Origin of the sequence: Blastomonas sp. (genome assembly GCF_030373265.1) — a bacterium.
Classification (GTDB): domain Bacteria; phylum Pseudomonadota; class Alphaproteobacteria; order Sphingomonadales; family Sphingomonadaceae; genus Blastomonas.
In genome coordinates this window covers 95,267-120,808 of record NZ_JAUCZC010000005.1, presented here as the reverse complement: position 1 = coordinate 120,808, position 25,542 = coordinate 95,267, and the positions used below count along the sequence as shown (strand labels likewise).

Genomic DNA, 25,542 nt, shown 5'->3' with positions numbered 1-25,542 from the left:
TCAGCGCGGCAGGCGTTGCAGCGCGATCCAGCCATCGACCTTCTGTTCAAGCAGCGTCATCGGCAACTGGCCCTGCGCCAGGATCAGGTCGTGGAATGCGCGGATGTCGAAGCGGTCACCCAGCGCCTGCTCGGCGCGGCCGCGCAGTTCGATGATCTTGAGCTCGCCCACCTTGTACGCCACCGCCCCTGCCGGCGCACCGATATAGCGCGCCAGCTCGGTATCGATGTTGATATCGGCCAGCGCCGTGTTGTCCTCGAAGCATTGCCGTGCGCGCGCATAGTCCCAGCCCATCACATGGATGCCGGTGTCGACCACCATCCGGCAGGCGCGCCACATCTCGGTCGAGAGGCTACCGAAACGCTCATAGGCATCGCGGTACACGCCCATCTCATGGCCCAGCCGCTCGGCATACAGCGCCCATCCCTCGCGAAACGCCAGCAGGTCGCCAGCGCGACGGAACGAGGGCAGCGCTTGGTTCTCCTTGTTCAAGGCAAAATGCGTGTGATGCCCCGGCGCTGCCTCGTGCAGGCTCAGGGCCGGAACCTCGTAAAGGGGCCTCTGATCGAGGTGAGAGGTGTTGACCACGAACGTCCCGGCGAACCCCTTGGCGAAGTCCCCGCCGCCGCCACCGCGCGCGGTGGTATAGCCTTCCTCCAGATCACGCGGCACCGGCACGATGGTAAAGGGCTGGCGTGGCAGCACCGAGAAATAGCGCGGCAGGACGCCATCGATCCGCTTGGATGCGGCGGCGTATTTCTCGATCAGCCCTTCGCGGCTGGTCGCATAGAAGCGCGGATCGGTGCGCAGAAAACGCAGCCACTCGGCAAAGCTGCCTTCGAACCCAGTGGAAGCAATCACCGTATCCATCTCGCTGCGGATACGCTTGACCTCCGACAGTCCCATCGCATGGATCTGTTCGGCGGTGAGATCGGTGGTGGTGTAATAGCGCAGCAGAAAGTCGTAATAGGCCCGCCCGCCGGGGACCGCCGCAACGCCCAGATCGGCGCGCGCCTGTGTGCGATAGGGTCCGTCGATAAAAGCGAGCATAGCGCGCTGCGCCGGACGGATCTCGCGCTCGATCAGGCCCTGCGCTTGTGTCAGTGCCGTCGGATAGGCCTTGAGCGGAGCGAGCATCGGGTCATCGGCCAGTGGCACCGCAATCTGGTTGCGCAGCACCGCGACGGCGACGTCGATCACCACGCTCGGGTGCGTCCAGCCGGTGGCGACCCCGCGCTCAAGATTGGTGCGCTGGGCCGCGAAGTAGTCGGGAATGCCGCGCATCCGCTCGACCCAAGCCACAGCCTCGGCCTCGGTGCGCAAGTCCATACCGCGCGCCAGCGAATAGGGCGTGTTGTAGAACCCTTCGTGGGCGACGAAGGCAAAGCGGCGCTCGTCGAAATCGATTCCTTCGATCCGCCAGCCAATCAGTTCGCGCAGGTAATCGCGGTTCAGCCGATCTTCGTCGGGCAGCGTCTGCCCGTCGAGCGCATCGAGCGCGGCGGCGATCTGCGCCAGCGCCGCGCGGCGCGATGCCATGGCGGCAGGAGATTCCTCGGGCCAGCCGGTGCGCGATCGAGACGGGTCAGAGCGCCCCGCCTCCATCGGATAGTCGGCAGAGAAGCGCTCATAGTCCGCGACCAGATCGGGGAAAGTCGGAGGTGCGGCCGCGGCGAGCAGCAGCGCGGTCCCCATCAGTGCCAACATGCGCGCCCGCCGGGCAAACACCGTCCCGAATTGTGCTGTCATCAGCCCATGCCTTTCGTGAGATTTATGCCGTTGGCGCACATGCCCCGCTGGCCGATTGCACTGCCGCAATTTTCGGCTAAAGCGCGTGGATGGACGCCTTCATGTCGGGAAATCCCGGCGACTCCGCCTTCCGGGTGAAACGATACCCGTTCTATCTGCTCAACCGGCTGGTGAGCCGGTACAACAGCATCATCGACCAGCGATTGCGGGCGATCGATCTCGACATACCAAGCTGGCGGGTGCTGATGATCCTGGGCGAACATTCGCCGCGCGGCGCGCGAGAAATTGCCGAGGCGGCGGTGATCAACCTTTCCACGATGACGCGTATCATCCAGCGCATGTCCGCTGCCGGGCTGGTCACCACGGCGGCCAGCGCCGATGACGCGCGCGTGACCATGGTCGCCATTGCTCCCCTGGGAGAGAGCCAGCTGGCGCAGGCTCGCCAGGCGACTGCCCCGGTCTATGCACATCTGATCACCGGCCTCGAACCGGACGACTTTGAAAAGCTGATCACGCTGCTGGATCGCCTGCACGACAATCTGGAGCCGATCGCGCCCCGAACCGGCTGATCCCAGATCGCTCAATTGGTCAGATACGCAAGCGACATCAGCAACCTGGGCAGCAGCGCAGCGCCAGCGTGGAAACGCACTGGCTGCGGCGCGCGAGGACGCACGGACAGGGCATCGCGGTCACCTGTCGCCAGCATGGTGGCCACTTCCGAACCGATCACGGTATTGGTGGCGATGCCGCGCCCGTTGCAGGCCTGGATTGCGATGGCCTGGTCGCCGAGGTCATAGATTTCGGGTAGGAACGAGGTGTTCACCCACGCCAGTCCGCGCCACAGATAGTCGATCTCGGGCTCGGGCATGACGCCGAAATGCTGCTTCAGACGGCGGCGCGCCTCGCGATAATAGCCGGCGTCACCGTTGACCATGAACGACATCGGGAATGCCGAGATCAGGTGCCCCAAGCCGTCAAGCCGCGCGGTGAACAGATAGGGCACCTTGTCGGTGAATGCGCCACCCCTGGGCAGGATCGTCTGGCGCTGGGCGGCATCCAGCGGCATCGACGCGAACTGGAAGACATGCAGCGGAAGCGAGGTCCTGCGCATCGCCGGATGCAGCGCCGCGTTGCCGCCATTGGCCGCAAGCACCAGCCGTTGGGCGCGGACCGTGCCGATCGGGGTCCGGCAGAGCCAGTAGCCGTCCTTGCGTTCAAGCCGCGTGACGGGGCTGCCTGCATGAAGCCGGGCCCCGTTGCGCTGGGCTGCGCGCGCCAGACCGCGGACGAACGCCAGCGGGTTGAGACCACCGCCCTCCTCGAACCGCAGCGCTCCGCAATAGCGCTCCGCCCCGAAGAACCGGCGCGCGTGTGCCGCATCGATGAAGCTGACCTTGTGACCGCGCGAACTCCACTGCCGGGCATAATCCTGCTGCTGCGCAGCCAAGGCATCGGTGTGCGCGGGGGTGTAGAAGCCATCCTGCCGCGCATCGCATTCAATGCCGTGCCGATGGATCAGGTCGAACACGTGCCGACCTGACCCGCCGATCATGGCGGTCAACCGGTCACCTGCGTCTTCGCCCAGGACCGGCTGAATCGTCTCGGGGGTATGGCGGATGTAATCGGGCGCGACGATCCCGCCGCTTTGGCCGGTCGCGCCATCCCCGAACTGCTGCGCCTCCACCAGCAGTACATCGACACCTTTTTCGGCCAGATGCAGCGCGGTCGTCATGCCTGCTATCCCGCCGCCGATGACCAGCACATCCGTCTCGTGCGTGCCTGAAAGGACGTCGGCCCTGGGCGCGGGTCCGGCATTCACTGCCCAAACCGGGCTGGTCAGGGTGTTCGGCCGCTGACGCGGTATTGTCTGGTGCTTCATCAGCTGCCCGCCGACAAAAGGACGGTAACGGCAGAGGCACGGCGGAAGCGGATCGTGTCCGCAACATCCACCGATTTGGACAAGGTCATAGTGGCGAGTATCCTGTTCGCCCAATCGATGGGCGGTGAAAGCGTCAAGGTTCAGATGGCGGCGGGTTGGGGCTGCGGGTCACGCGCCGTCCGCCGCGCCACGGCGACGAACAGCATGACAACGCACAAAGCGACGGGCGTGTTCATGATCATCGGCAGCGACATCTCGTTGTTGCCGACAATCGAGACAGCGATGAAGATCGCGGTTCCCTCCTGCCGCATGAGATGCTCGATCCCGATCGCGACGTTCTCGCGATGGGTGAAGCCGGCAAAGCGCACGATGGTCATCACCACCGCCACCATCACCACGTTGAGGGTGACCGTGATCCAGAACAGCGCACCCAGATTTTCGCGCAGCACCGGGACCTGATCATACAGAATGACACCGAACGCGCTGAACAGCACGATCGTCGCGATGTTCTTGAGGTAGCGCTTGAACCAGATGGCAAACTCAGGCTTCCACGCGCGCACGGCAAAGCCGGTCGCCGCAGGAAGCACCGTGATCGAGAAGATATCCCAGAAGAACGACGCCAAAGGCACCTTCACGTCGGCCTCAAGCCCCATGAAATGCAGCAGAGCGAAATGCGCGTAAAAGGGCACGACGAAGATGTAGACCATGCTGAGGATCAGCGTCATCGACATCGACAGCGCCAGATCGCCCTTGGCCATATCGGTGAACAGGTTGGACAGCATGCCCCCGGGCGTCGTTGCCAGCAGGACGAAGCCCACCGCCAGTGCCGCCGTTGGCGCGACCGTCAGCGCCAGGGTGATGCCGATCGCCGGAGGAACGATCAGCATCGAGCACACGCCGAAAATCAGTGCGCGACGGTTGCGAAACACCTGGCGAAAATCGTCTGCGGTCAGCGACAGCCCCATCGAGGCCATGATCGCCACCAGCGACCCAGGCAGCAGCCAGTTGCCCAGCAACGCCATCAGATCAGCATAGGACATAGCTCAGCGTCCCTTATGCGGTTTCAAGCGACAGCGTGCAGGCGCCGTTGCGCCGGATCGTGCGGCAATCCGCCTGCGCCTTGGCCATATCCTCGTCCAGAATGCGCGCACAGACGTTCGCCTGGATCCAGCCGAAGGGCATCAGCAGGCGGCCACCGCTGCCATAGAACAGGCCGATGTCGTAAAAGTCGCCCGGCGGCAGCCCCTTGGTGCTGCCCGCGCCCAGATAGGCCAGCACGATGTCGCCGCTATCGGGATAGGACGTCGCATTTTCTGCCGGAATGACCGGTTGCGCCATGCCTTTAGGCAGAGTGCTGGCAGGCATCGGCACAGAGATTTCCGGCCCGGTCCAGATCGCATGCAGCGCTTCGAAGCCCGCTTTGCGTTCGGCCAGATCCCACAGGAACGCAGCCGATATCGGAGCTACATCGTCGAGCAGCCTGCAGCGAGCAGACAGGCCCGATTGCGGCTCGACCAGTTTGATGATGCGCATGTCGTTCCCTTACTGTCCGCCGACGGTGGCGAGATATTCTTCCTTCTGGAGTGCGATCGGCACATTGCCGTTCAGCCAGAGAAAGTCGTGAAAGCGGCGCAGGTCGAAGGCCTTGCCCTCGGCCACCCGCGCTTCGGCGAGAAATTCAGAGGTCTGCAGCTTGCCGATCTGATAGCTGATCGCCTGTCCCGGCGAGGCTGCGAAAAACACCGCTTCCTCGTGCGCGGTCTCGCGGTCCATCGGCACCATCGCCTCGAGATAGTCGGCGGCCTGATCGATGGTGAACGCGCCCGTTGCCAGCTTGACATCGACCTCGACCCTGAGCGCACGCAACCGAGCGAAATTGTAGATCACTTCGCGCGTTTTGGGGGCATCGGCCCAGAGACCTGCCTGCAACATCATCTCTTCGGCATAGAAGCCCGTGCCCTCGTTGGCCCCGCTGTCGTAATAATGACGCCGCAGCGGACTGGGATGCCTCCAGCTCACGGTCAGTTGGAAGAAGTGCCCCGGAACGCCTTCATGGACGATGATCGGCCGCGGATCGCGGGTGATCGAAAGATTGAAATAGCCCAGGTTCGGCGAAGGCTCGGGCAGATAGACCGTGGCATTCTGCCCCACCCTTGTCCGGTCCGTCAGATCGAACGTGCGGCCCAGCCAGCCGATCGGCGCGAGATACGCCGGAAACGGCAGCGCGTTATAGTGCCCGGCCCAGTCAGGCACGGTCAGCAGCTTGCGGTCGCGCAGGAAAGTGCGGATATCGCGCTCGTCCTCCGCCAGCTTGCCGATCACTGCATCGATCGAGGGACCGATCGGAAGCTCGGCCATCCCGGCGTTGCGGTTGCGCTCGAGCTCCTCGAACTGCACCGCCCGCGCCCATTCCTGCCGCCCCATCAGCGCAAGCTGGTCGGGCGTGTAAGGGTACAGCGCAACATTGCTGAGGAAATACTGATAGCTTTCGGAACCGACCGCCGTCTCGCCGGGAAGCTTGCCCTTTTGCGCTTCGAGGAACCGGCCAAACGCCGCAAAAGCCGTGATCGATTTTTCGACCGCCGTGTTCAGGCGCTTGCGCTGCGCAGCATTGGCATGGGCCTGCAGCCCGCGCTCCATGTCGCGCAGGCTCTGCGGAACGATCGCGATCTGGCCCAAGGCAGCATCGACAAACGGCCCCCGCATGTCATCGAGATTGACCTGCCCTGCCGCCAGCACCGCTGGCGCATTGTCGAGCAATCGGATGACCTGATCCACCCGCGCGCTTTCCACCGGCGGCGGCGGCAGCAGAACCTCGAACACCGGCGTCAGCGCCTGTGCGACATAGAAATGCGGCTGGCGACGCCAGGCTGCGACGTGATCGAGCTCCCAGTGGACGCGCGCAAAGGCCGAACCCACCAGGCGGTAGTCCACTTTCTCGCTGACCGTCTGCGGCCGGTCGGCCAGCGCCTTCCATTTAGCTTCGAACCCGGCGAGCGTCTTGCGCTGTTCGGCCACCGCGGCGGCCGACCAGTCGGGCGTCCAGCCTTGCGGCCGCACGATGCGGGGAATGTCGTCGCTGGTCGCAGGCTGGGTTTTGGACCGCCAGGTCCAGAAGTCCGCGCCGAGTTGCTGCACCTCTGCCTGTGCCAGCGCACACTGCGCCGACCCCAATGCTGCCGCCCCGATCATTCCCAGAATAGCCCGCCTCAGCATTCTATTTCCTGTTCTTGACGTTGCGATCGAAGAAATCGACCATCTTCTTGAAGGCGAACCGCGTCTGGCGCAGGTTGTCGCCGGCCCAGCCGTGGTTGGCGCCAGGCAGCGTCACCAGTTCGAACATCTGCTCGCGGTCGATCATGCCTTCTGCCAGCGCGATCGTGTCCGAATACAGCACAACCGGGTCGCGCGTGCCATGGATGATCATCAACGGGTCCTGAATCCCCTTGGCCTGATACAGCGCTGACTGCGCTTCGTAGCGACCGGGCATGTCATCACCGGTGGGCGGGCCCATGATCCACATCTGCCCAGGATACGCGTGCCAGACATTGGTGGCCGGCGCGCCCGCGATGCCGGCAGCATAGACGCCGGGCTTCTTGGACAGCGACATGATCGTCATCAGCCCGCCGTAGCTGGAGCCCCAGATGCCGATGCGCTTGGGATCGGCATAGCCCTTGTCGACCAGAAAACGCACGCCGCTTTCCAGATCGTTGATGTCGGTTTCGCCGTAGCTGTGGTGCTGCGTCTGGTTATGGTCGCGCCCCTGCCCCCACGATCCGCGAATATTGACGTTGAGCACGATGTAGCCCTGCGCGACGAAATACTGGTCGAGCCCCCAGGTGGGATGGGCCCGGCGACCGCCCCACTGGTTGCGCACCGCATCCGAATAGACCGAACCGACGATCACCGGATATTTCTTCGCCGGGTCGTAATTGGCGGGCAGGCTCAGCCGCGCGACGAGGTTCACGCCATCGACGTGGCTCGGAAATTCGGCGTAGCCAACGTTCGCCCAGGTCTGCCGGTAGAAGGCCGGCAAGGGCGACTTGGTCACCTGCGCAACCTTGGCCGGCTTGGCGGTATCGATCAGATACAGTTCGGGCGGCGTGGTATCGTTGCTGTACCAGTCGGCGACATGCCGAAAATCGGGCGAGTAGACCGGCTCATGCGTGCCTGCGGCCTGACCGCTGATCTGCTGCACCGCACCGCCGGCTACCGGGACGCGGTAGATCTGGCGATCCGAGAGATAGGACTTGTTGGCGGTGAAATAGATCTGGCCGCGGGCGTCATCGACCTCGAACGAAGCGATTTCCCATTCGCCTCTAGTGATCTGCCGCGGTGTCTCGCCCGCTGCGCGCTGATGATAGAGGTGCAGCCAGCCATCGCGGTCGGTGAGAATGATCAGCCCGTCATCGCCCGGCGCCCAGGCGACCTGCCAGTCGGGGCGCAGATGCTTGGGCTCGCGCAGTTGATAAAAGGTTTCGCGAGCCCCCGTGGCCACGTCATAGACGTAGATCGTGTGCTCGTTGGCCTCCATGTCCGATCCGCTGACGAACACCCGCTTGCCGTCGCTTGACAGTCCAAAGCCCCAGACGTGATGCTTGGGGTCGGGCCGGTCGAACATTCGGATGGTGCCCGATGCCAGGTCGACGACCCCCACGCTGGCCTTGGTGGTTTCGTCACCGGGAAAAGCGCGGATCACGCGGTTGTTCTGCAGTTCGCCCTTGGCGTAATAAAAGATGTCGCGTTCGGGCATCGCGCGATCGTCGGATTGCTGAAACGCGATCGCCTTGCCGTCCGCCGACCAGTGATAGTCATCGATATAGATTTTGGGATCGTCGTTGCCGGCGACCCGGACCGCGGTCTTGTCGTCGGTGGCCGTTACGTCACGGACCCACAACACACCGCCAAGGGTGACCCGGTTGCGGGTGTCGGCGGTGTTGCCCGCGATGAAGGCCAGCCGGCTGCCATCGGGGGAAACGACCAGCTTGCGGATCGCCTGCTTGTCGGTTTCCACCTTGGTAATGGCTCCCGCCGCGCTGCGGATATGCAACTGGCCGCCAAGGGTGAAGGCGACCCGACCACCGCTAAGCTGCACCGCCTGTGCGATGCCCTTCTGCTCGGCCTCCGGCTTGCTGTCCCGGCCCAGAAAGGTGAGCCGGGTCTTCTTTCCGGTCTTGGGAGAATAGGACCAGATGTCCCGATAGCTGTGGCCCTCGTCGTTCCACAGGAACAGAACCGTGCTGCCGTCGCGCGACCAACTATATCCTTCGGGCGAGGTGCCGATCAGGCTTTTGGGCTGGTAGAGTTCATCGATCGATAGCGAGGTGCCCGCAACGTCTGCACCGCCATGGACAGGAGCGTGCGGCCAGGGCCGGTCCTGCGCCAAAACCGACGTCGACATCAGCAGCGCCACCGCTGCCGTGGCGACCCTGAGCACACCTGATCTCTTCATGTAACGCAACCCCAGCTTTGCTTGTCATTGAATGCGACCCGTGGACCGCGACGACACAATGCCGCCGCGGTCCACGCGTTACCACTCAGAAGTTGGCCCTGAAACCAACCGTGAAGCGACGACCGATCGCATCGAAGGTTTCCCGCTCGAAGAGATAGAACGGCGGATCACGATCCAGCAGGTTGTCGATCGACCCGAAGAAGCTGAACGTTTCGGTCACGTCCAGATTGGCGCTGAGGTCGAAGTAATGCACATCACCGGTTTCTGGACGAGCCAGCCGCGGAGGCGTGATGCCTGACGCGATCGCACCGGCAATGCGGCCATCCGTGGTCGACCCCAGGTAACGATGCCGGAGCGAGACCTGCAACGAATCCGTGGCCCAAGTTAGGCGCTGGGTGAAGCGCCAGGTCGGGTTCGCCGTGGTGCAGCTGCCGCCGCCGATATAGCCCGCGCAGTTGACCGGGTTGACTGCCGGGCTTCCCTGCGTGATCGCATCGATGAGATAGCTCCCCGCGATGAAGTAATTGATGCTGCCCGCTTCCCCGATCTGGTGCCGGTAATCGAGACGGAAATCGACGCCCGAGGTTTCCAGCTTGGCGATATTGGCGTTGAGCAGCGGCACATCGATCAGCTGACCGTCTGGCGTGCGATTGGCCAGCGGCTGACAGAAGATGTTGGTGAGCGACAGATTGGCGTTGCACGCCGTGATCACCGCCTGGAGACCACCGCCGAACGATCCGATCGCCTGGTCGATCTTGATGTTGTAGTAATCGACCGTGAGCTGCAGATTGGGGATGAAGGCCGGGCGGATCACTGCACCGACCGACCAGGTATCCGACGTTTCTTCCTGCAGATTGGGGTTTCCGCCCGTCACCGCGCGGATCTGCTGGTTCTCCTGCTGGAACACATCGATAACGCTGGCCGGAACACGCAGCGCGGTGATGCAGAAGTCTCGTTCTGCAGCGGTACGACCGGCATCGGCGTTGCAGAAATCGACCGCCTGCGGCGCAGTGTTGGTGGCTCCCGAGAACAATTCGACCACGTTCGGCGCGCGCACCGCACGCTGGTAAAGGCCGCGGAACTTCAGGCCTTCGAAAGGCGAATATTCGCCGCCCAGTTTGTACGAGAAGACCTTGCCCGCGGTCGAGTAATCCGAATAGCGTGCGCCGCCTTCAAAGGCCACCAACTCGAAGCCGGGGGTGTCGGCGAGGATCGGCACATAGACTTCGCCATAGACTTCGGCGACGTCGAACGAACCGCCCGTGGGGCTGAGACCCGCCGAACGCGACAGCGCCTTGCCCTGCACGTAGAGCTGGTCAGGATCGAACTGCGAACTTTCCTTGCGATATTCCGCACCCACCGAAATGCCGACATCGCCGGCAGGCAGCGAGAACAGCGAACCGGTGATGCTGCCGCCGATCTGCCTCTGCTTGACGTTGGTGATGTTGGTCAGCTCGGTCGAGATATAGTCGATCATTTGAGGGGTCAGCGAACCGAAGCCAAAGGGATTGATCGTGACGCACCGCGGATCGGCAACAGCGCAATCGAAAGGGTTGGCCGGGTTGGTCAGGAAGCTGTTGGCGAAGTTGTCGATCAGCACGCCGCCGCCCTGGACGTCGGTGATCGTGTTTTCGCCCTGATTGTAGAACACTTCCCACTTCAGCTGGCTGGTCAGGTCGCCCTTCAGGCCCAGCACGAAGCGATAGAAATCGCGGGTCTGGTCGCTGGTGCGATCGCCGGCATCGAGCAGGCGCCGGTTGATGTTGACCGGGACCAGGTTGTTGCCGTCAGCATCGAGGTTGACGCGCAGGAACTCGCGCAACGAGGGATCGAGATAGGGATTGCGCAGATCGAGCTGGAAACCGGGGATGAAGCCCGAGCTGCTCATCGGCACCGCGCCCAGGGTCGAATTGATCTTGCTGCGGACGTAGGAGCCTTCCCAGAACGCGGTGATCGCATCGGTCATTTCATAATGACCCAGCACCGACGCCTGCCAGCGCTGCATCGGCATCTGCAGGTTGGTGAACGGACGGTCGTTGAACCCATCGGACCCACGATAGGCGCGCCAGCCTTCGGGTGCGAAGAAGATGCCTGCGGTGCCGATCGCGGTCCCGGCACGGTCGCGCAATCCGACGAGCTGAGGGCTGAAGATGGTGCCCTGCGGCGTTACGCCATTGCCGGCCGGAACCAGCGTCGGCTGGCCGTTGACGATGGCATCGGCGAGGAACACGGTCGCGTGGTCGCGCTGCGCGCCCCGCACCTGAGCGCGATCAAAATAGCTGCCATGGAACACGATGTTGCCGCGTCCATCGGCGAAGTTGCCACCAGCGGTGAATTCCACATTGTAGCGCGCGGCATCGCCTTCGTCGCTGATGCCGTAAAAGCCGCCGATCTCAAAGCCCTCGAAGTCATCCTTCATCACGAAGTTGACGACACCGGCCATCGCGTCCGAACCGTACACCGCCGAAGCGCCACCCGTCACGACTTCAATGCGAGACACCAGCGAGGGCGGGATCATGTTGAGATCGACCACGCCGTCCTGCGACGCGCCGACAACGCGGCGGCCGTTCTGCAGCACCAGGGTGCGCACCGGTCCAAGGCCACGCAGGTTGACGGTTGCCGAGAGGTTGCCCGAGTTGGACTGTGCACCGGCGCCTGCGACCGCTTGCGGCAGCGCATTGAGCAGCTGCTCGCTTTCGACAGTCACCGAAAGCTTGATTTCCTCTTCGCCGATGACGTTCACCGGGCTGTTGGATTCAACGTCCGGACGCGGAATGCGCGAACCGGTCACCACGATCGAACCGCCTTCTTCGCTATCTGCCTGGTCCTGCGCGAACGCAGTTCCAGTCACGGCCATGGAAAGCAGAAGCGCCGATCCGCACTTCAATGCTGCACGATTAAACCCAACCCGCCTCAAAACCATTTTTCTACTCCCTGAGTTAAACGCTCACCTGCGAAGGCCACGGGAGCCAACATTTTCCTGTTGATCATTCCCGTGAACAGTTGCGTGATTTTGAGCATATTGTGGGGATGGCGTCAATTCCGTGTCATAAAAAAATATGATCTCCGTCATATCGCGCCTCGCCAAACAGACTGCATCGGCATCCGACAGCGCGCTCGACGGTCAAATACGCCGCTTTAAGCATTTGTTTTTTATCTGTTTTAGTTCTTTCCTTCACTGGCCACCGTTATCGCCTTGGGGTCTTCTCGTCCTGGACAAGCGGGCCCTGCCTGCGACCTGCGGCACCGCCTGCATCGCCCCGTTTGACACTTGACCGCACGCCCCCGGCGCAACACTATGCTCAAAATCACGCTTTTTTCGTTTCAAATGATACGTTCCGAACACTGAGTCGGTAGTTTCCAAACCCGCCCATTCAGTCCATTACGAGGAGAACAGCTCAATGCGTCTGGTATCTCTCGCAGCGATCGCGATGCTGCTTGCCGCCCCCGCCAGCCTTGCCCAGGCTGCGCAAGCCCCCTCCCCAACAGTGGGCACTTCCCAGCCGGCAGGCCCCCCCACCGGGCAGGGAAGCTACCAGGAGCTTGTCCAGCTGTTCGATCAGTTCAATGCCTGGAAAACTCCCGAACCGGTGAACGGAATCGTCGATTACAGCCCGCAGACCATGGCCGCCCGTCGCGCGGAACTGGCTGCGCTCCAGGCTCGGCTCCCGGACTTTGGCGTGGCAGGCTGGGACCGGCATCAGCAGGTCGATTACCTGGCCGTTCGCGCGCAGATGGACCTGCAGGATTTTACGCTCACCGTCACCAAGCCCTGGGCGCGCGATCCGGGGATGTATGTCGATGAACTGCAGCGGCTGGCCTATGTCGACTTGCCGCTCGCTGCTGATCAGCGCGCGCGGTACCAGGACCGGCTGCGCACGATCCCTGCTTATCTGGCGCAGGCGCGGATCAACCTGGATTCGGTGGCGGCCGATTATGCCGATCTGGCCATCCACAGCCTGTCGAACGGCGACGGCGTGGGCCATGGGATGCCCTATCGCGCAGTCGAGCCTGCGGGGCTGATCGGGTGGTTTGCGGACCTGCGTGCGCGCGCCGAGACACAGCAGCCCGATCTGCTGCCCGATATCGATGCAGCGCAGCAGGCAATCGCAGGTTTCCGCGACTGGCTGGTCACTGCCCGCCCCGGCATGACCACCGCCGCTGGCGTGGGCAAACCGGCCTATGACTGGTTCCTGCACCACGTGCGGCTGATGCCTTATAACTCGGACGAAATCGTGACGCTGGCCGAGCGCGAGCTCGAACGCCACTGGGCGAATTACGCGACCGAACGGCACCGCAACCGCAACCTGCCCGAACTCCAGCTCGCAACGTCGGCCGAGGAGTATGAAAAGCAGCTGGCCGGAACAGACGCGAAGATCCGCAAATGGCTGAAAGACGAGGAGATCATCACGATCCCCGACTACATCCCCGACAGCTACACCGAGGTCGGCTTTAATGCACCCTGGGTGGTGCGGCCCGATGGACCGATGTTCTGGGAGCAGGTCCAGTTCCGCGATGTCTCTCCCGACCATCTCCATGCCACCTTCCCGGGCCACCGCTTCGACGGGATGACCGGCAAGCGGGTGACCCACCCGATCCGCCGGCATGTCAACGACAGCGGCCGCACCGAAGGCTGGGGGTTCTACCTTGAGGAAAGCGCGATCCAGCTCGGCCTGTTCGATGACCGACCCCGCACCCGCGAACTGATCTACATCTTCGGCCTGTTCCGGGCCGCCCGCACCATTGGCGACGTCAAGATGCAGCGCAACGAGATGACGGTCGGCGGGGCGATGGAGTTCTGGAAGGAATGGACGCCGTATCTCGACGACAATGTCGCGCGGGTCGACGCGGGCATCTATATCCGCCGCCCCCCGGGCTATGGCATGACCTATACCATCGGCGCGATCCAGCTTCAGAAAATGCTGGTCGACCGCCGCAGGCAGTTGGGCGAGAAATTCTCGATCAAGGAATTTCACGATTATCTGATGAACACCGGACGCCTGCCGGTGTCACTGCTGCGCTATGACCTGACCGGGCATGACGATGAAATCCGTAAGCTCTGGGCGCACGTCCCGCTGGCAACGGCGATGGCGACAGAAGGCAGTTGATCACCGCAGCATGAAGAGCGCCCTTTTGCATTCCCGGAGTGAAAAGGGCGCCCCGATTTTGGGCCGTTCGGGGAACTTTGTCGATGGGCGTTGGTAAGGAAAGGACAACCCCCGAAACAAGGATCGATCACGGACATGGCCCTCCCTATGTCGCGCGCCAGCGTAAACGGCACAGACCATGCGCTGCCGGCGGACCCGCGCCGCACGCTGCTGGACTGGCTCCGCGAGGACCTGGGCCTCACCGGCACCAAAAAGGGTTGCGACCATGGCCAGTGCGGTGCGTGCACAGTTCTGGTCGATGGCCGCCGGATCAATTCCTGCCTCTCGCTCGCGCAGTTGCACGATGGCGACACGATCGAGACGATCGAGTCCATTGGTAGCGCGGATAATCTCTCTCCTCTGCAAAAGGCGTTCGTGACGCACGACGGATTTCAGTGCGGCTATTGCACGCCAGGCCAGATCTGCTCGGCCAAGGCGATGATGCAGGAGCTGTCCGAAGGCTGGGCCAGCGCGGTGTCTGACGATGTCACGGCAGCGCCCGACATCACCCGCGAAGAACTGCGCGAGCGCATGAGCGGCAATCTGTGCCGCTGCGGTGCCTATTCCAACATCATTGCCGCGCTGGAAGAGGTGCTTGCCGACGCCGCCAGCGAAAGGGCAGACGCATGAAATCCTTCACCCTCGATCACGCCACCGATACCGATAGCGCACTCTCAGCTCTGCGCGGCGGCGCGACGACCATCGCGGGCGGCACCAATCTTGTCGATCTGATGAAGCTGCAGGTCGAGACGCCCGACCGGCTGGTCTCGATCCGCCGGACAGGGCTGGACACCATCGTCGAAGATCAAGACGGCCTGCGGGTCGGCGCGCTGGTGACCAATGCCGATTGCGCCGCCGATCAGCGCGTCCGCACATCCTGGCCGCTGCTCGCCAAGGCGATCCTCGCCGGGGCGAGCCCGCAGCTGCGCAACCGCGCGACGACCGGCGGCAACCTGTGCCAGCGCACACGGTGCGGATATTTCTACGACACCAGCCAGGCTTGCAACAAACGCGAGCCGGGTTCCGGTTGCGCCGCGCGCGATGGCTTCAACCGCATTCATGCCGTCTTGGGTACAAGCGAGGCGTGCATCGCCACCTATCCGGGCGACATGGCCGTTGCGATGCTCGCGCTCGATGCCGTGGTGCTGACCCAAGGACCCAATGGCGCGCGGGAAATCCCGATAGCCGAGTTCCACCGGATGCCCGGCGAAGATCCCTCGCGCGACAACACCCTGAAGCCAGGCGAACTGATCACTGCGGTCCGCCTGCCCGCACCCACCGGCGGCGTGCAGATCTATCGCAAGGTGCGCGACCGGGCGTCCTATGCTTTCGCGCTCGTTTCCGTGGCGGCCGATGTCAGCATGGAAGGCGGCCGCATCGCACGCTGTTCGCTGGCCTTTGGCAGTCTTGGAACGGTGCCATGGCGCGATCGGGCGGTCGAGGAATTGCTCGTGGGCGAGACCCCCTCGCCCGCGCTATACACCAAGGCCGCGGACCTGCTGCTGAAAGATGCGCGCGGCTTCGGTCACAACGACTTCAAGATACCGCTCGCCGCCCGGGCGCTTGCCGCCACCCTTCACGAAGCAACACAGGGCTGATCCGATGAGCCGCACCGACACCGTTACGTACGACAGCCCCGATACACGCAACCTGCTCGACCACACCCGCCAGGGGGTGATCGGCAAGCCGCTCGACCGTCCCGAGGGACCGCTCAAGGTCAGCGGCAGCGCGACCTATTCTGCCGAATGGAAATTCGATGATTGCGCCGAGGGTGTGCTGGTCCTCGCCACCATTGCGCAGGGCACCGTGCAGAGGCTGCACAAGCAGCGCGTGCTGGACATGCCCGGCGTACTGGCCGTGCTGGCGGACGAGGCGATGACCCGCCGTTCGACACAAGGCACCGCAGGCGAAGCGCCCGTCCAGGGTGTGCACACGGTCGACTATTTCGCCCAGCCGATCGCGCTCGTGGTCGCGGAAACCTTCGAGCAGGCCCGCGATGCGGCGCTGGCGCTGGAAGTGGACTATGTCGAAAGCAAATCACCGATCGCGCTGGATCCTGAAAGTCCCGATGCCGAGGTCGAAGACCCCGACAACAGCGAGACCGTCGAGGGCGGCGACCTCGAAAAGGCGATGCACGACGCCGCCTTCGCCATCGATGTCGAATATCGCACCCCCGGCCACGCCAGCGCCGCGATGGAGCCCCATGCGACCATCGCCCAATGGCATGGCGACAGGCTGGAACTGCATGGCAGCTATCAGATGCTGGCCTACAACGTCAAAGAGATCGCCGACTGCCTGTCGATCGACCCTGAAAAGGTCCGGATCATCGCGCCTTATGTCGGCGGCGGTTTCGGATCGAAGCTCGGCATCACCCACGAGGCGGTTGCAGCGGCGATCGCGGCTAGGCAGTTGAAGCGCCCGGTGCGTGTGGTGATGAGCCGCCAGCAGGTGTTCGAGACCGTCATGCGCCGCTCCGAAACCCGCCAGCGCGTGCGGCTGGCGTCCGATGCCAGCGGCAAGCTCATCGGGCTGGGCCACGAAGCATTGGTCTCCAATCTGCCTGACGAGGAATTCGCCGAACCGGTCACCCAGGCGACCGAGTTTCTGTATGGCGGCGAGAACCGCTTGCTCAAGGTGGAAGTGGCGCGGATCAGTCGCATGACCGCCGGATCTGTGCGCGCACCCGGCGAGGCGGTGGGCATGCAGGTGCTCGAAGCCGCGATGGACGAGCTCGCCGAGGCGGTGGACATCGACCCGGTCGAACTGCGCAAGCGCAACCTTCCCGCCAAGGTGCCGGTGGAGGGTACGGCCTATTCGTCGCGGATGCTGGTCGAGGCGCTCGACCAGGGCGCCGAGGCATTCGGTTGGGATCAACGCCGGCCGCGTCCGTGCCAGACCCGCGAGGGCGACTGGTGGATCGGAATGGGCATGGCCAGCGCAGCACGGGTCAATATGCTGGTGCCCGCCGAAGCGCGGGTGACGCTGAAGGCGGATGGCGCCGCGCTGGTCGAAACCGACCAGACCGATATCGGCACCGGCTCCTATGCCATTCTCGGCCAGATTGCGGGCGAGATGCTCGGGCTTCCGATCGACCGGGTCAACGTCGTCCTTGGCGATACCAGCCTGCCCGCAGGGGCCGGGTCGGGTGGAAGCTTCGGCGCCATCTCGACGGGTTCGGCGGTGATGCGGGCATGCGAAGCGATCCGGACGACGCTCTCCGAGGCGCTGGGATGCGATACCGACGCGCTCGATCTCAAGGATGGCACGGCGACCAGCGGCGATTTGAGCCAATCTTTGAGCGACCTGCTGGGTGGCAATGACATTGTCGAGACGGGCAAAATCGAACCCGGCAAGACTGCCGAGGATTTCTCGCAGGCCAGCTATGGCGCCTTTTTCGCCGAAGTCGCGGTCCACGCCTTTACCGGAGAGACGCGGGTCCGGCGGATGACCGGGGCATTCGGCTTCGGACGGGTGCTCAACGCCAAGACCGCGCGCTCGCAGTGTCTGGGCGGAATGGTGTGGGGCATCGGCAGCGCGCTGACCGAGGAACTCGCCTTCGACCTGCGCGACGGTCACCTCGTCAACCATGATCTGGCCGAATATCACGTTCCGGTGCATGCGGATGTACCGGCAATCGAGGTCATTCTGCTCGAAGAACGCGATGCCGCCGCCAGTCCCCTGCAGGCCAAGGGCGTAGGTGAACTCGGGATCTGCGGTGCAGCAGGTGCGATCACCAATGCGATCTACAACGCCTGCGGTGCACGCCTGCGCAATTTCCCGATGACGCTGGACAAGGTCATTCCGCATCTGCCCGACCCGTTTGCCGAGGTCGCGTAAAGGCGGATGCCGGATTTGGACGTCTGCCCTGACATCCGCTGATGGCGGCAGAGAACGCCCGCGTCGTCGGGCTACCAATATGGTCCGTCACGGCGGGAGACCCTCATAAAAAACGCCCCACGGCTCGGTCTGAGCCATGGGGCGTTTTCATAACAGCCAATCGGCTTCCCCGATCACCGGGGAGCGTGCTTACCAGCCAGCGGTGTTGGTGCGAGCCTGACGCTTTTTCATGTAGCGGGACACCACATAGCCGCCACCTGCTGCGACCACCATGCCCACGGGGCCAAGGCGGCGCATGACGGTGGCTGCGGCCAGGCCAACCAGCGCACCCTGTCCTTCGCTCATTCCGGGGGTCCGTGCAGCAATCTGCTTGCCGGCCAGTGCAGAAATAACCTTGCCAATCATGATACGCCTCGTCGTTTGTTCGTGTAGATTTCTCTACGTGTTCAACAGCAAGTCGTTCCGGCAAGCGCATCCATTGGAAAAATGTCAGTAATTCCACTGCGCCTGAATGCGCAGCAGCTCGCCTTCGGCCTGGCCGAACCGGCGCTCGTCCGCTTCCCTGCGGGACGCCCAGCCATAGGTGACCGTCAGCTCCAGTGCCGAAGTGGGCAGAAACTCGATGCCCACCTCGAGCTCCTCGGTTTCCAGCCGCGGCGCATTGGTCGCGGCCTTGAAGCCGCCGCGGTAATACTGCCAGCGAGCGAACGGGTAGAAAGACCCGACGGGGGAATTGCGGACCCGCGCCATCGCCTGGACATAGCCGCCGCGCAGCGCGCGGGTCTCGATCTGCTGGTTGACCGGGTCAAACTGCGGCCCCCTGCCCCAGTTCCATTCCGCCTGCAGGCCGAAGGGCTGCGGGTATAAAATGGCGTGGAGCCCCACCCGGTTATCCGCATAGCTGATCGGGCTGATCCCGCCACTGCGCACTTCCGGGTTGATGCGGTTGCGCATCATCGATCCGCCCACTTCCAGCACCTGTCCTTCAAGACCCAGGCCATCCAGCTTGAACGGCCAGGTCGCCAATGCAACCTTCATCACATTGTTGTTGGTTTCGGTGCGGTTGAGGCCCTGACCGTTGAACACGCCGAGGCCGAACGCGCCGTAGTTGCCGAACAGCTTCTGCCCATCGGCCGCCAGCCGGTCCCAGATCTCCTGAACTTGCGAGGGCGTATAATATGCAACTACGCCCAGATCGCGCTCGCCGGGCGCGGCGCTGTTGATCCCGTCGCTGCGATCGAGCGCCAGCCGGTTCGACGAGGACTGCATGTTCTCCCAGCCATAGGGCACCTTCGACTGGCCCAACCTGATGCGGAAGCTCTTGTCGCCCGTGGGGAACACATCGGCATAGGCATCACGCAATTGCGCAAAACCTTCGCGCCGTTCGCCACCCGACTGGTTGGACACCGCCGTGGCAAAATCCGGCTGGAAATACAGCGAGACATAGTCGTTGAGGTCGCCCTGCAGCACCAGCCGGACGCGGCGCAGGGTGAAGTTGCCATCATCGCGAATGCCGCTGTCGCCGATCGATCGCAACCGCGATACGCCCGCAGGCGCATTGGCATCACCCGACACGATCTTGTTCAACCGCATTTGGGTGTAACCGCGCAGCGCCAGCTTCTCGTACCAAGGTTCGCTCGTCCGCACAGGCGATGGCGGGGCTTGCAGCGGGTCCTGCGATGCCACTGCGGACACCGGCGCTGCCTGGGCCAACCCGGGCGACGGGGCCAGAGCGGCGGGCGGCGAGGCGTCCTGCGCTAGCGCGACCGAACCCTCCGGCCGAGCGACCGCCGCCGATGCTGCGGCGGTCTGCGCGGCCTTGAGGTCTGCGACCGTCGCCTTGAGTTCGTTGATCTGCCGCTGCAGATCGGCAATGAGGCTGGCCTGATCGGGCTGAGGCTCAACCGCCGGAACAGCCTGCGCGAGGGCCGGACCACTCACCGCCACCATCAATGTCGCCGCAAGGAGACCAGTGGAAGCGCCACCTGAAGCAAACGACATCAAAAAGCGCCTTTGGAAGGGAGTCCGTCGATCGGGACGGACAGTGGCGCCGCCTTTATGTCAGTTGTGTGTCACTTCTGTGACGTTATCAACGACATTATCTTGCACCGGTGTGACCACGGTCGCTGCAAAGCGCGCAACCCGCACGATGCTACGCTCCTGCGACATCTCGAGAAGACCTTGGTGCGCCCGACAGGATTCGAACCTGTGGCCCCCAGATTAGGAATCTGATGCTCTATCCTGCTGAGCTACGGGCGCGCCGATGGGCTGTTTAACCAGCGTTGGGGTGCAAGGCAATTGCGTTTGCAATTGGCTCTATCCGGTAGAGCGTTCAATTCTGCGCTTCGGGCGGGATGACCGGAAACGGCAGCGGCGCGACCGCGACGCCTTCTTCGATCAGCGCAGCGGCCTCTCGGGGCGCGGCCTCGCCATGGATCGGGGCATGGTCCTCCTCGCCATAATGCATCGCCCGGGCACGGTCGGCGAAATCTCCGCCGACCCAGGTTGACCGGCTGAGCGCCTCGGTCTGCGCCGTGGCAAGCGCGTGAAGCACCGCGCGCACCTTGGCCAGATCGGTTGGCACAGGGGCGTTGCTGACGGGAACGGGCATCGCTGCAGCGCCTGCGACGGGAGCGTCGCTTTCCTGCCGGTCGGACACGGCGCCGCCTTGCTGGTTTCCCTTGGCGTTGAGCCGCGGCGCCATCACCGCCTTGCCGACATCGGTCGATCCGCAATACGCGCAGGCCACCAGACCGCGCGCCCGCTGGTCCTCATAGGCCTGGCTCGACGCAAACCAGATTTCGAACACGTGATCGTTCGCGCATTTCAGATCGAACACGATCATGCGACGATCGCCTCGCCAACGGGCCGCCTGTTGGCGATTACGGGGACGCGGCTGCGCACCTCGGCGATCCGCTCGATCGGCAGATCGACGAAACCCAGACCGGGCGCATCGCCCATGTCGAGCAGCACATCGCCCCATGGGTCGACGACCAGACTGTGGCCATAGGTGCTGCGTCCATCGGCGTGGGTGCCAGTCTGCGCAGCGGCCACCACAAAGCACGCGCTTTCGATCGCACGCGCGCGCAAAAGCACATGCCAGTGCGCCTCGCCGGTAGGGACGGTAAACGCCGCAGGCACGGCGACGATATCTGCGCCCGCCCGGCTGAGCGCGGCATAGACCGCAGGAAACCGAATGTCGTAACAGATCGACAGGCCCAGCACCGCATGGGGCAACCGCACCGCGACGGCCTGTTCGCCCCCCTGATAGACCGACGATTCGCGCCAGCTTTCGCCTGACGCCAGGTCGACATCGAACAGGTGGATCTTGTCATAGCGCGCCGCAATGCTGCCATCGGGCGCAATCACGATGGCCCGGTTGCGCCATTTGTCGGCCCGGCCCTCGCCGCGCACCGCGAGCGAACCCAGATGCACCCACAGGCCGACATCTGCAGCAGCCTTACGGACCGCGGCCAGCACCGGATCCTCAGCCTCATGCCGGATGGTCTGTTCTGCCCGCACCCGATTGCGATCGAGCATGTTCGACATTTCGGGCGTGAACAGCATCTCCGCCCCGCCGGCCTTTGCTTGCGCCACCGCATCGGTCAGCACAGCCGCATTGGCAGCTGGGTCGAAACCCGCCGTCATCTGGAGAATCGCGATTTTCATGGCGGTCTTACTGCCCCAGCAGCGGATCGAGCTTTCCGGCGCGGTCGAGTGCGGCAAGCTCATCGGACCCGCCGATATGCTTGCCATCGATGAAAATCTGCGGAACCGTCATGCGCCCGCCCGCCCGGCGGATCATCTCGGCACGCGGCTCACCGCCCATCGAGATCTCGACTTCCTCGAAATCCACGCCCTTGCCGCTCAGCAGCGATTTGGCCCTGTAGCAATAGGGGCAGGTGAATTTGGTATAGATTTCTATTTTGGGCATCATTCCGTCCTTGGCACCATAATTGGGGCAATTGCGCAGAAATGCAACCTTCCTGGCACGAGGCGGGCCTTTCAGGGCGTATCCGCCTCATCGCCTTCGCGCAGCACGCGCGCCCAGCAGAAGATGGTTACCCGCGCCGCGCCCGCCTTCTTCAGCAACCGCACACAGGCGTTGGCGGTTGCGCCGGTGGTATAGACATCATCGACCAGCAGCACGTGCCGCCCCGCGATCCGACCCCGATGGCTGGCGGGGACGTCGAAGACACCGCGCACCGCAATTCCACGCTGCTTGCGGGTCATCCCCTTGAGCGGAGGGGTCGCGCGGGTGCGGCGCAGCACATCGGTTTCCACGGGCAGGCCGCGCCCCGCCGCCAGCGCACGCGCGATCAGGATCGACTGGTTGAATCCGCGCCGCCACAGCCGCCAGCGGTGCAGCGGCACGGGCACCAGTACGACATTGGACAGGTCGTCCGGCAGATGCCGGGCCAGATGCTTCGCTACCAGCCGGGCGAGACCGATCTTGCCACCGTGCTTGAGCCGCAACACGATCGAGCGTGACAGGTCGTCATACAGCACCACCGCCTTGATGCCGTCGTGCAGCGGCGGATTGGCGAGGCACTCGGCGCAGACCAGGTCCTCGTCGCGCCCCTGGGCAAAAGGTTTGCCGCACGATGTGCAGGCAGGGTCGCTTATGAAGCGCAGTTTGCTCCAGCAGTCGCCGCAGAACTGCATGTCATCCTCGACCAGCACCCCGCAGCCCGGACAACGCGGGGGTAGCACCAGATCGACCAGCGGCTTGAAGGCGGCGGCAAGCTCCATGCCCTCTTGTCGCGCGCCTCGCACGTCGGCACAAGGCCGCGATGACCGAAAACCCTGCCCCCCGCATCCTGTTTTCACCGCCTCGCCGCCGTCTAGCGATGGCGCGTGGGCAGCAGATGGCGATGCGTCATGGCGGCGCCTTTCTGGCCGAGCACATGGCGGACGAGATCGTCGAGCGGCTGGGCTGGGTCAACCGCAGCTTCGCCGATGCGCTGGTGCTGGGCCATGCGCCCGCGGTGCTGCTGGCGGCGCTGGGCTCGCGCGGGGTCAAGGTCACGCTCGCGGGGCCGGTGGGCGTGGATCATTCCTGCGAGGAAGATGCCCTGCCTTTTGCGCCAGCCGCGTTCGATCTGGTGATCGCCATCGGCACGCTCGACAGCGTCAACGACCTCCCCGGCGCGCTGATCCAGATCAACCGTGCGCTGCGGCCTGATGGGCTTATGATGGCCGCGATGGTCGGCGCCGGCTCGCTGCCGCGGCTCAAAGCGGCGATGCTGGCGGCCGACGAGGCAAGCGCACGCGGTGTCGCGGCGCACATCCATCCCCAGATCGATGTCCGCGCGGCAGGCGACCTGCTGCAGCGCGCGCGTTTTGCGATGCCGGTGGCGGACAGCGACACACTGACGGTGCGCTATTCCTCGCTGCCCGCGCTGGTGCGCGATCTGCGCTGCCATGGCTGGACCAATGTTCTGACCTCCGCCGCGCCGCCTGTGGGACGGGCGGGGCTGATCGCTGCGTTGCAGAATTTTGCCGAGGCCGCCGAGGTTGACGGCAAGACCGCGGAGCGCTTCGACCTCATTTATCTAAGCGGCTGGGCCCCCTCGCCCGACCAGCCCAAGCCTGCCAAGCGCGGCAGCGCGACCGCGTCGCTGGCGGGCGTGCTGGGAAAGACCAAGCCACGCTGAGCGGTCTGCCTCTCCCCTCCCGCTTGCGGGAGGGGCAGGTCCGCTTGTCGGACCGGGGTGGGCTGGGAGCACAAACGGTCGCAGGCCCACCCCGTCTTCGCCTGCGGCTCAGCCACCCCTCCCGCAAGCGGGAGGGGAGAAGTGTCGCCGCTCAAACCGTCGGCAGCACATAGTCCTTGAACTGATCACGCAGCGCGGTCTTGAGCAGCTTGCCGGTGGCCGAGTGGGGAAGCTGATCGACGAAAACGATGTCGTCGGGCAGCCACCATTTGGCGACGTGCTTTTCCAGATGCTCGCGGATCGCCTGTTGGCTGGGGCTGGTTCCGGGCTTGGGTACCACCAGCAGCAGCGGGCGCTCGTCCCATTTGGGGTGCGGCATGCCGATCGCGGCGGCTTCGGCCACTTCGGCCATGCCCATAGCCGCGTTCTCCAGATCGACCGAGCTGATCCATTCGCCGCCCGACTTGATCACGTCCTTGGCGCGGTCGGTGATCTGCATGACGCCATCGGGGTGGATCACCGAAACATCGCCGGTGTCGAACCAGCCATCCTCGGTCAGCGCATCTTCCTCGGCCTTGAAATAGCGCTTGATGATCCAAGGGCCCTTGATCTGCAACCGGCCGCTGGTCTTTCCGTCGCGCGGCAGGATCGCGCCATCCTCATCGACCACGCGCAGCTCGACGCCGAAGGGAACCCGCCCCTGCTTGGTGACCAGATCGAGTTGTTCTTCGAAGCTCAGATCGTCCCAATCGGGCGACGGCGCGCCCATCGTGCCGATCGGCGAGGTTTCGGTCATCCCCCATGCATGGTTCATCCGCGCGCCCATCTTCATGATCCGCTCGCACATCGCGCGCGGCGCCGCCGAACCGCCGATCGTAACGACCTGCAGATACTCCGGCTTCTGTCCGGTGGCATCGATATGCGCGAACATCGCCAGCCACACCGTGGGCACGCCGGCCGAGTGCGTGACCTTTTCCTCGTTCATCAGCGTGCACAGCACCGCAGGGTCGTTAACCGCCGAGAACACGAACTTGATCCCCGCAGCCGCGCCCGCAAACGGCAGGCCCCAGGCCGCGGCGTGGAACATCGGCACCACCGGCAGCGCCACAGCTTGCGGCGAAAGCGAGAACACCGCCGGCTGCATCTCGGCCAGCGCGTGGATTACGGTGGAGCGGTGCTCGTACAGCACACCCTTGGGGTTGCCCGTGGTGCCCGAGGTGTAGCACAGCATGCACGGATCGCGCTCCGACCCCTCGTGCCAGCGATAGTCGGCATCGCCGGTCTCGAGCAGCGCCTCGAAGCTCGTCGCCGAAGAGCCCGCCGGCGGGTCGAAGCAGATATAATGCTCGATCGTCGTCCAGCGGTCCTTCATCTTGTCGATGATCGGCTGGAACGCCGCGTCATAGCACAGCACCTTGTCCTCGGCGTGGTTGGCGATGTATTCGAGCTGCTCCTCGAACAGCCGCGGGTTGATCGTGTGGATCACGCCGCCAGCGCCGATCGCGCCGTACCAGGCGACCAGATGGCGGCTGTGGTTCATCGCCAGCGTGGCGACGCGGTCGCCGGGCTGCACGCCCATTCCGGCCAGGGCGCTGGCCAGCCGGCGCGCATCGCGGGCGATCCCGGCCCAATGGGTGCGGGTCTGGCTGCCGTCGGCCCAGTGGCTCACGATCTCACGGGTGCCGCTTTCACGCTCGGCATGGTCGAGCAGCCGCATCACGCGAAGTTCGTAGTCCTGCATTCCACCGGTAATCATGTGTCTCTCCTGACCATGGCCCACATTGCGGGGCGCACTTGTATGCAGGTCAGAAACCCCGAAGC

At 64.0% G+C, this 25,542-nt stretch carries 20 protein-coding genes and 1 tRNA gene; 6 read left to right on the top strand and 15 right to left on the bottom strand.

The window, feature by feature from the left end; all coding sequences use genetic code 11:
• The gene (locus tag QUV11_RS04780; protein WP_300880821.1) at nucleotides 1-1,749 is read right to left on the bottom strand and encodes a DUF885 family protein; all 1,749 of its coding nucleotides are present in this window, start codon (nucleotides 1,747-1,749) and stop codon (nucleotides 1-3) included.
• Nucleotides 1,750-1,850: 101 nt separating this feature from the next.
• On the opposite strand from QUV11_RS04780, the gene QUV11_RS04775 reads away from it, so the two are divergent.
• Nucleotides 1,851-2,318: a MarR family winged helix-turn-helix transcriptional regulator gene (locus QUV11_RS04775; protein WP_300880820.1), complete on the top strand. Its 468-nt coding sequence runs from the start codon at nucleotides 1,851-1,853 to the stop codon at nucleotides 2,316-2,318.
• 11 nt (nucleotides 2,319-2,329) lie between these two features.
• Here QUV11_RS04775 and QUV11_RS04770 read toward each other — a convergent pair whose 3' ends face one another.
• The 6 genes from QUV11_RS04770 to QUV11_RS04745 all read right to left on the bottom strand — a co-directional run bounded on the left by QUV11_RS04770 (nucleotide 2,330) and on the right by QUV11_RS04745 (nucleotide 11,937).
• Nucleotides 2,330-3,628, bottom strand: coding sequence for an FAD-binding oxidoreductase (locus QUV11_RS04770; RefSeq protein ID WP_300880819.1), 1,299 nt, complete (start codon nucleotides 3,626-3,628; stop codon nucleotides 2,330-2,332).
• A gap of 140 nt (nucleotides 3,629-3,768) precedes the next feature.
• Complete coding sequence (locus tag QUV11_RS04765) at nucleotides 3,769-4,668, bottom strand: bile acid:sodium symporter (protein ID WP_300880818.1); 900 nt, start codon at nucleotides 4,666-4,668, stop codon at nucleotides 3,769-3,771.
• A gap of 13 nt (nucleotides 4,669-4,681) precedes the next feature.
• Nucleotides 4,682-5,161 carry a DUF3830 family protein gene (locus QUV11_RS04760; RefSeq protein WP_300880817.1) on the bottom strand — a complete coding sequence of 160 codons (480 nt, stop codon included), beginning with the start codon at nucleotides 5,159-5,161 and terminating at the stop codon, nucleotides 4,682-4,684.
• Nucleotides 5,162-5,170: 9 nt separating this feature from the next.
• Nucleotides 5,171-6,844, bottom strand: coding sequence for a DUF885 family protein (locus tag QUV11_RS04755; RefSeq protein WP_300880816.1), 1,674 nt, complete (start codon nucleotides 6,842-6,844; stop codon nucleotides 5,171-5,173).
• Nucleotide 6,845: 1 nt separating this feature from the next.
• Nucleotides 6,846-9,080 (bottom strand): prolyl oligopeptidase family serine peptidase, encoded by a 2,235-nt coding sequence (locus QUV11_RS04750; protein ID WP_300880815.1) that lies wholly within the window; start codon nucleotides 9,078-9,080, stop codon nucleotides 6,846-6,848.
• 85 nt (nucleotides 9,081-9,165) lie between these two features.
• Nucleotides 9,166-11,937, bottom strand: a complete 2,772-nt coding sequence (locus QUV11_RS04745; protein WP_300880814.1) for a TonB-dependent siderophore receptor — start codon at nucleotides 11,935-11,937, stop codon at nucleotides 9,166-9,168.
• Nucleotides 11,938-12,481: 544 nt separating this feature from the next.
• On the opposite strand from QUV11_RS04745, the gene QUV11_RS04740 reads away from it, so the two are divergent.
• The 4 genes from QUV11_RS04740 to QUV11_RS04725 all read left to right on the top strand — a co-directional run bounded on the left by QUV11_RS04740 (nucleotide 12,482) and on the right by QUV11_RS04725 (nucleotide 18,064).
• Nucleotides 12,482-14,188 (top strand): DUF885 family protein, encoded by a 1,707-nt coding sequence (locus tag QUV11_RS04740; RefSeq protein ID WP_300880813.1) that lies wholly within the window; start codon nucleotides 12,482-12,484, stop codon nucleotides 14,186-14,188.
• A gap of 135 nt (nucleotides 14,189-14,323) precedes the next feature.
• Nucleotides 14,324-14,857: a 2Fe-2S iron-sulfur cluster-binding protein gene (locus tag QUV11_RS04735; protein ID WP_300880812.1), complete on the top strand. Its 534-nt coding sequence runs from the start codon at nucleotides 14,324-14,326 to the stop codon at nucleotides 14,855-14,857.
• Nucleotides 14,854-15,825, top strand: coding sequence for a xanthine dehydrogenase family protein subunit M (locus QUV11_RS04730; protein ID WP_300880811.1), 972 nt, complete (start codon nucleotides 14,854-14,856; stop codon nucleotides 15,823-15,825). Before QUV11_RS04735 ends, QUV11_RS04730 begins: the two co-directional genes overlap by 4 nt.
• Before the next feature lie 4 nt (nucleotides 15,826-15,829).
• A complete protein-coding gene (locus QUV11_RS04725) occupies nucleotides 15,830-18,064 on the top strand; it encodes a xanthine dehydrogenase family protein molybdopterin-binding subunit (RefSeq protein WP_300880810.1) in 2,235 nt (744 codons plus the stop codon).
• Nucleotides 18,065-18,253: 189 nt separating this feature from the next.
• Here the strand turns inward: QUV11_RS04725 and QUV11_RS04720 are convergent, their stop codons facing one another.
• The 7 genes from QUV11_RS04720 to QUV11_RS04690 form a co-directional block, all read right to left on the bottom strand.
• Nucleotides 18,254-18,469 (bottom strand): hypothetical protein, encoded by a 216-nt coding sequence (locus QUV11_RS04720; RefSeq protein WP_300880809.1) that lies wholly within the window; start codon nucleotides 18,467-18,469, stop codon nucleotides 18,254-18,256.
• A gap of 84 nt (nucleotides 18,470-18,553) precedes the next feature.
• Nucleotides 18,554-20,065: a porin gene (locus QUV11_RS04715; protein WP_300880808.1), complete on the bottom strand. Its 1,512-nt coding sequence runs from the start codon at nucleotides 20,063-20,065 to the stop codon at nucleotides 18,554-18,556.
• Nucleotides 20,066-20,246: 181 nt separating this feature from the next.
• A tRNA-Arg gene (locus QUV11_RS04710) sits at nucleotides 20,247-20,323 on the bottom strand.
• Nucleotides 20,324-20,396: 73 nt separating this feature from the next.
• Nucleotides 20,397-20,909, bottom strand: a complete 513-nt coding sequence (locus QUV11_RS04705) for a DUF1178 family protein (protein WP_300880807.1) — start codon at nucleotides 20,907-20,909, stop codon at nucleotides 20,397-20,399.
• The gene (locus QUV11_RS04700) at nucleotides 20,906-21,733 is read right to left on the bottom strand and encodes a carbon-nitrogen hydrolase family protein (protein ID WP_300880806.1); all 828 of its coding nucleotides are present in this window, start codon (nucleotides 21,731-21,733) and stop codon (nucleotides 20,906-20,908) included. The genes QUV11_RS04705 and QUV11_RS04700 overlap by 4 nt, the downstream gene beginning before the upstream one ends.
• A gap of 7 nt (nucleotides 21,734-21,740) precedes the next feature.
• Nucleotides 21,741-21,998, bottom strand: a complete 258-nt coding sequence (gene grxC, locus QUV11_RS04695) for a glutaredoxin 3 (protein WP_300880805.1) — start codon at nucleotides 21,996-21,998, stop codon at nucleotides 21,741-21,743.
• A 71-nt stretch (nucleotides 21,999-22,069) separates the two neighbouring features.
• Nucleotides 22,070-22,816: a ComF family protein gene (locus QUV11_RS04690; protein ID WP_300880804.1), complete on the bottom strand. Its 747-nt coding sequence runs from the start codon at nucleotides 22,814-22,816 to the stop codon at nucleotides 22,070-22,072.
• A gap of 116 nt (nucleotides 22,817-22,932) precedes the next feature.
• Between QUV11_RS04690 and QUV11_RS04685 the strand changes: the two genes are divergently transcribed.
• A complete protein-coding gene (locus QUV11_RS04685) occupies nucleotides 22,933-23,721 on the top strand; it encodes a methyltransferase domain-containing protein (RefSeq protein WP_300880803.1) in 789 nt (262 codons plus the stop codon).
• Between the two features lie 151 nt (nucleotides 23,722-23,872).
• Here the strand turns inward: QUV11_RS04685 and QUV11_RS04680 are convergent, their stop codons facing one another.
• Nucleotides 23,873-25,477, bottom strand: a complete 1,605-nt coding sequence (locus QUV11_RS04680; protein WP_300880802.1) for a long-chain fatty acid--CoA ligase — start codon at nucleotides 25,475-25,477, stop codon at nucleotides 23,873-23,875.
• Nucleotides 25,478-25,542: the final 65 nt, after the last annotated feature.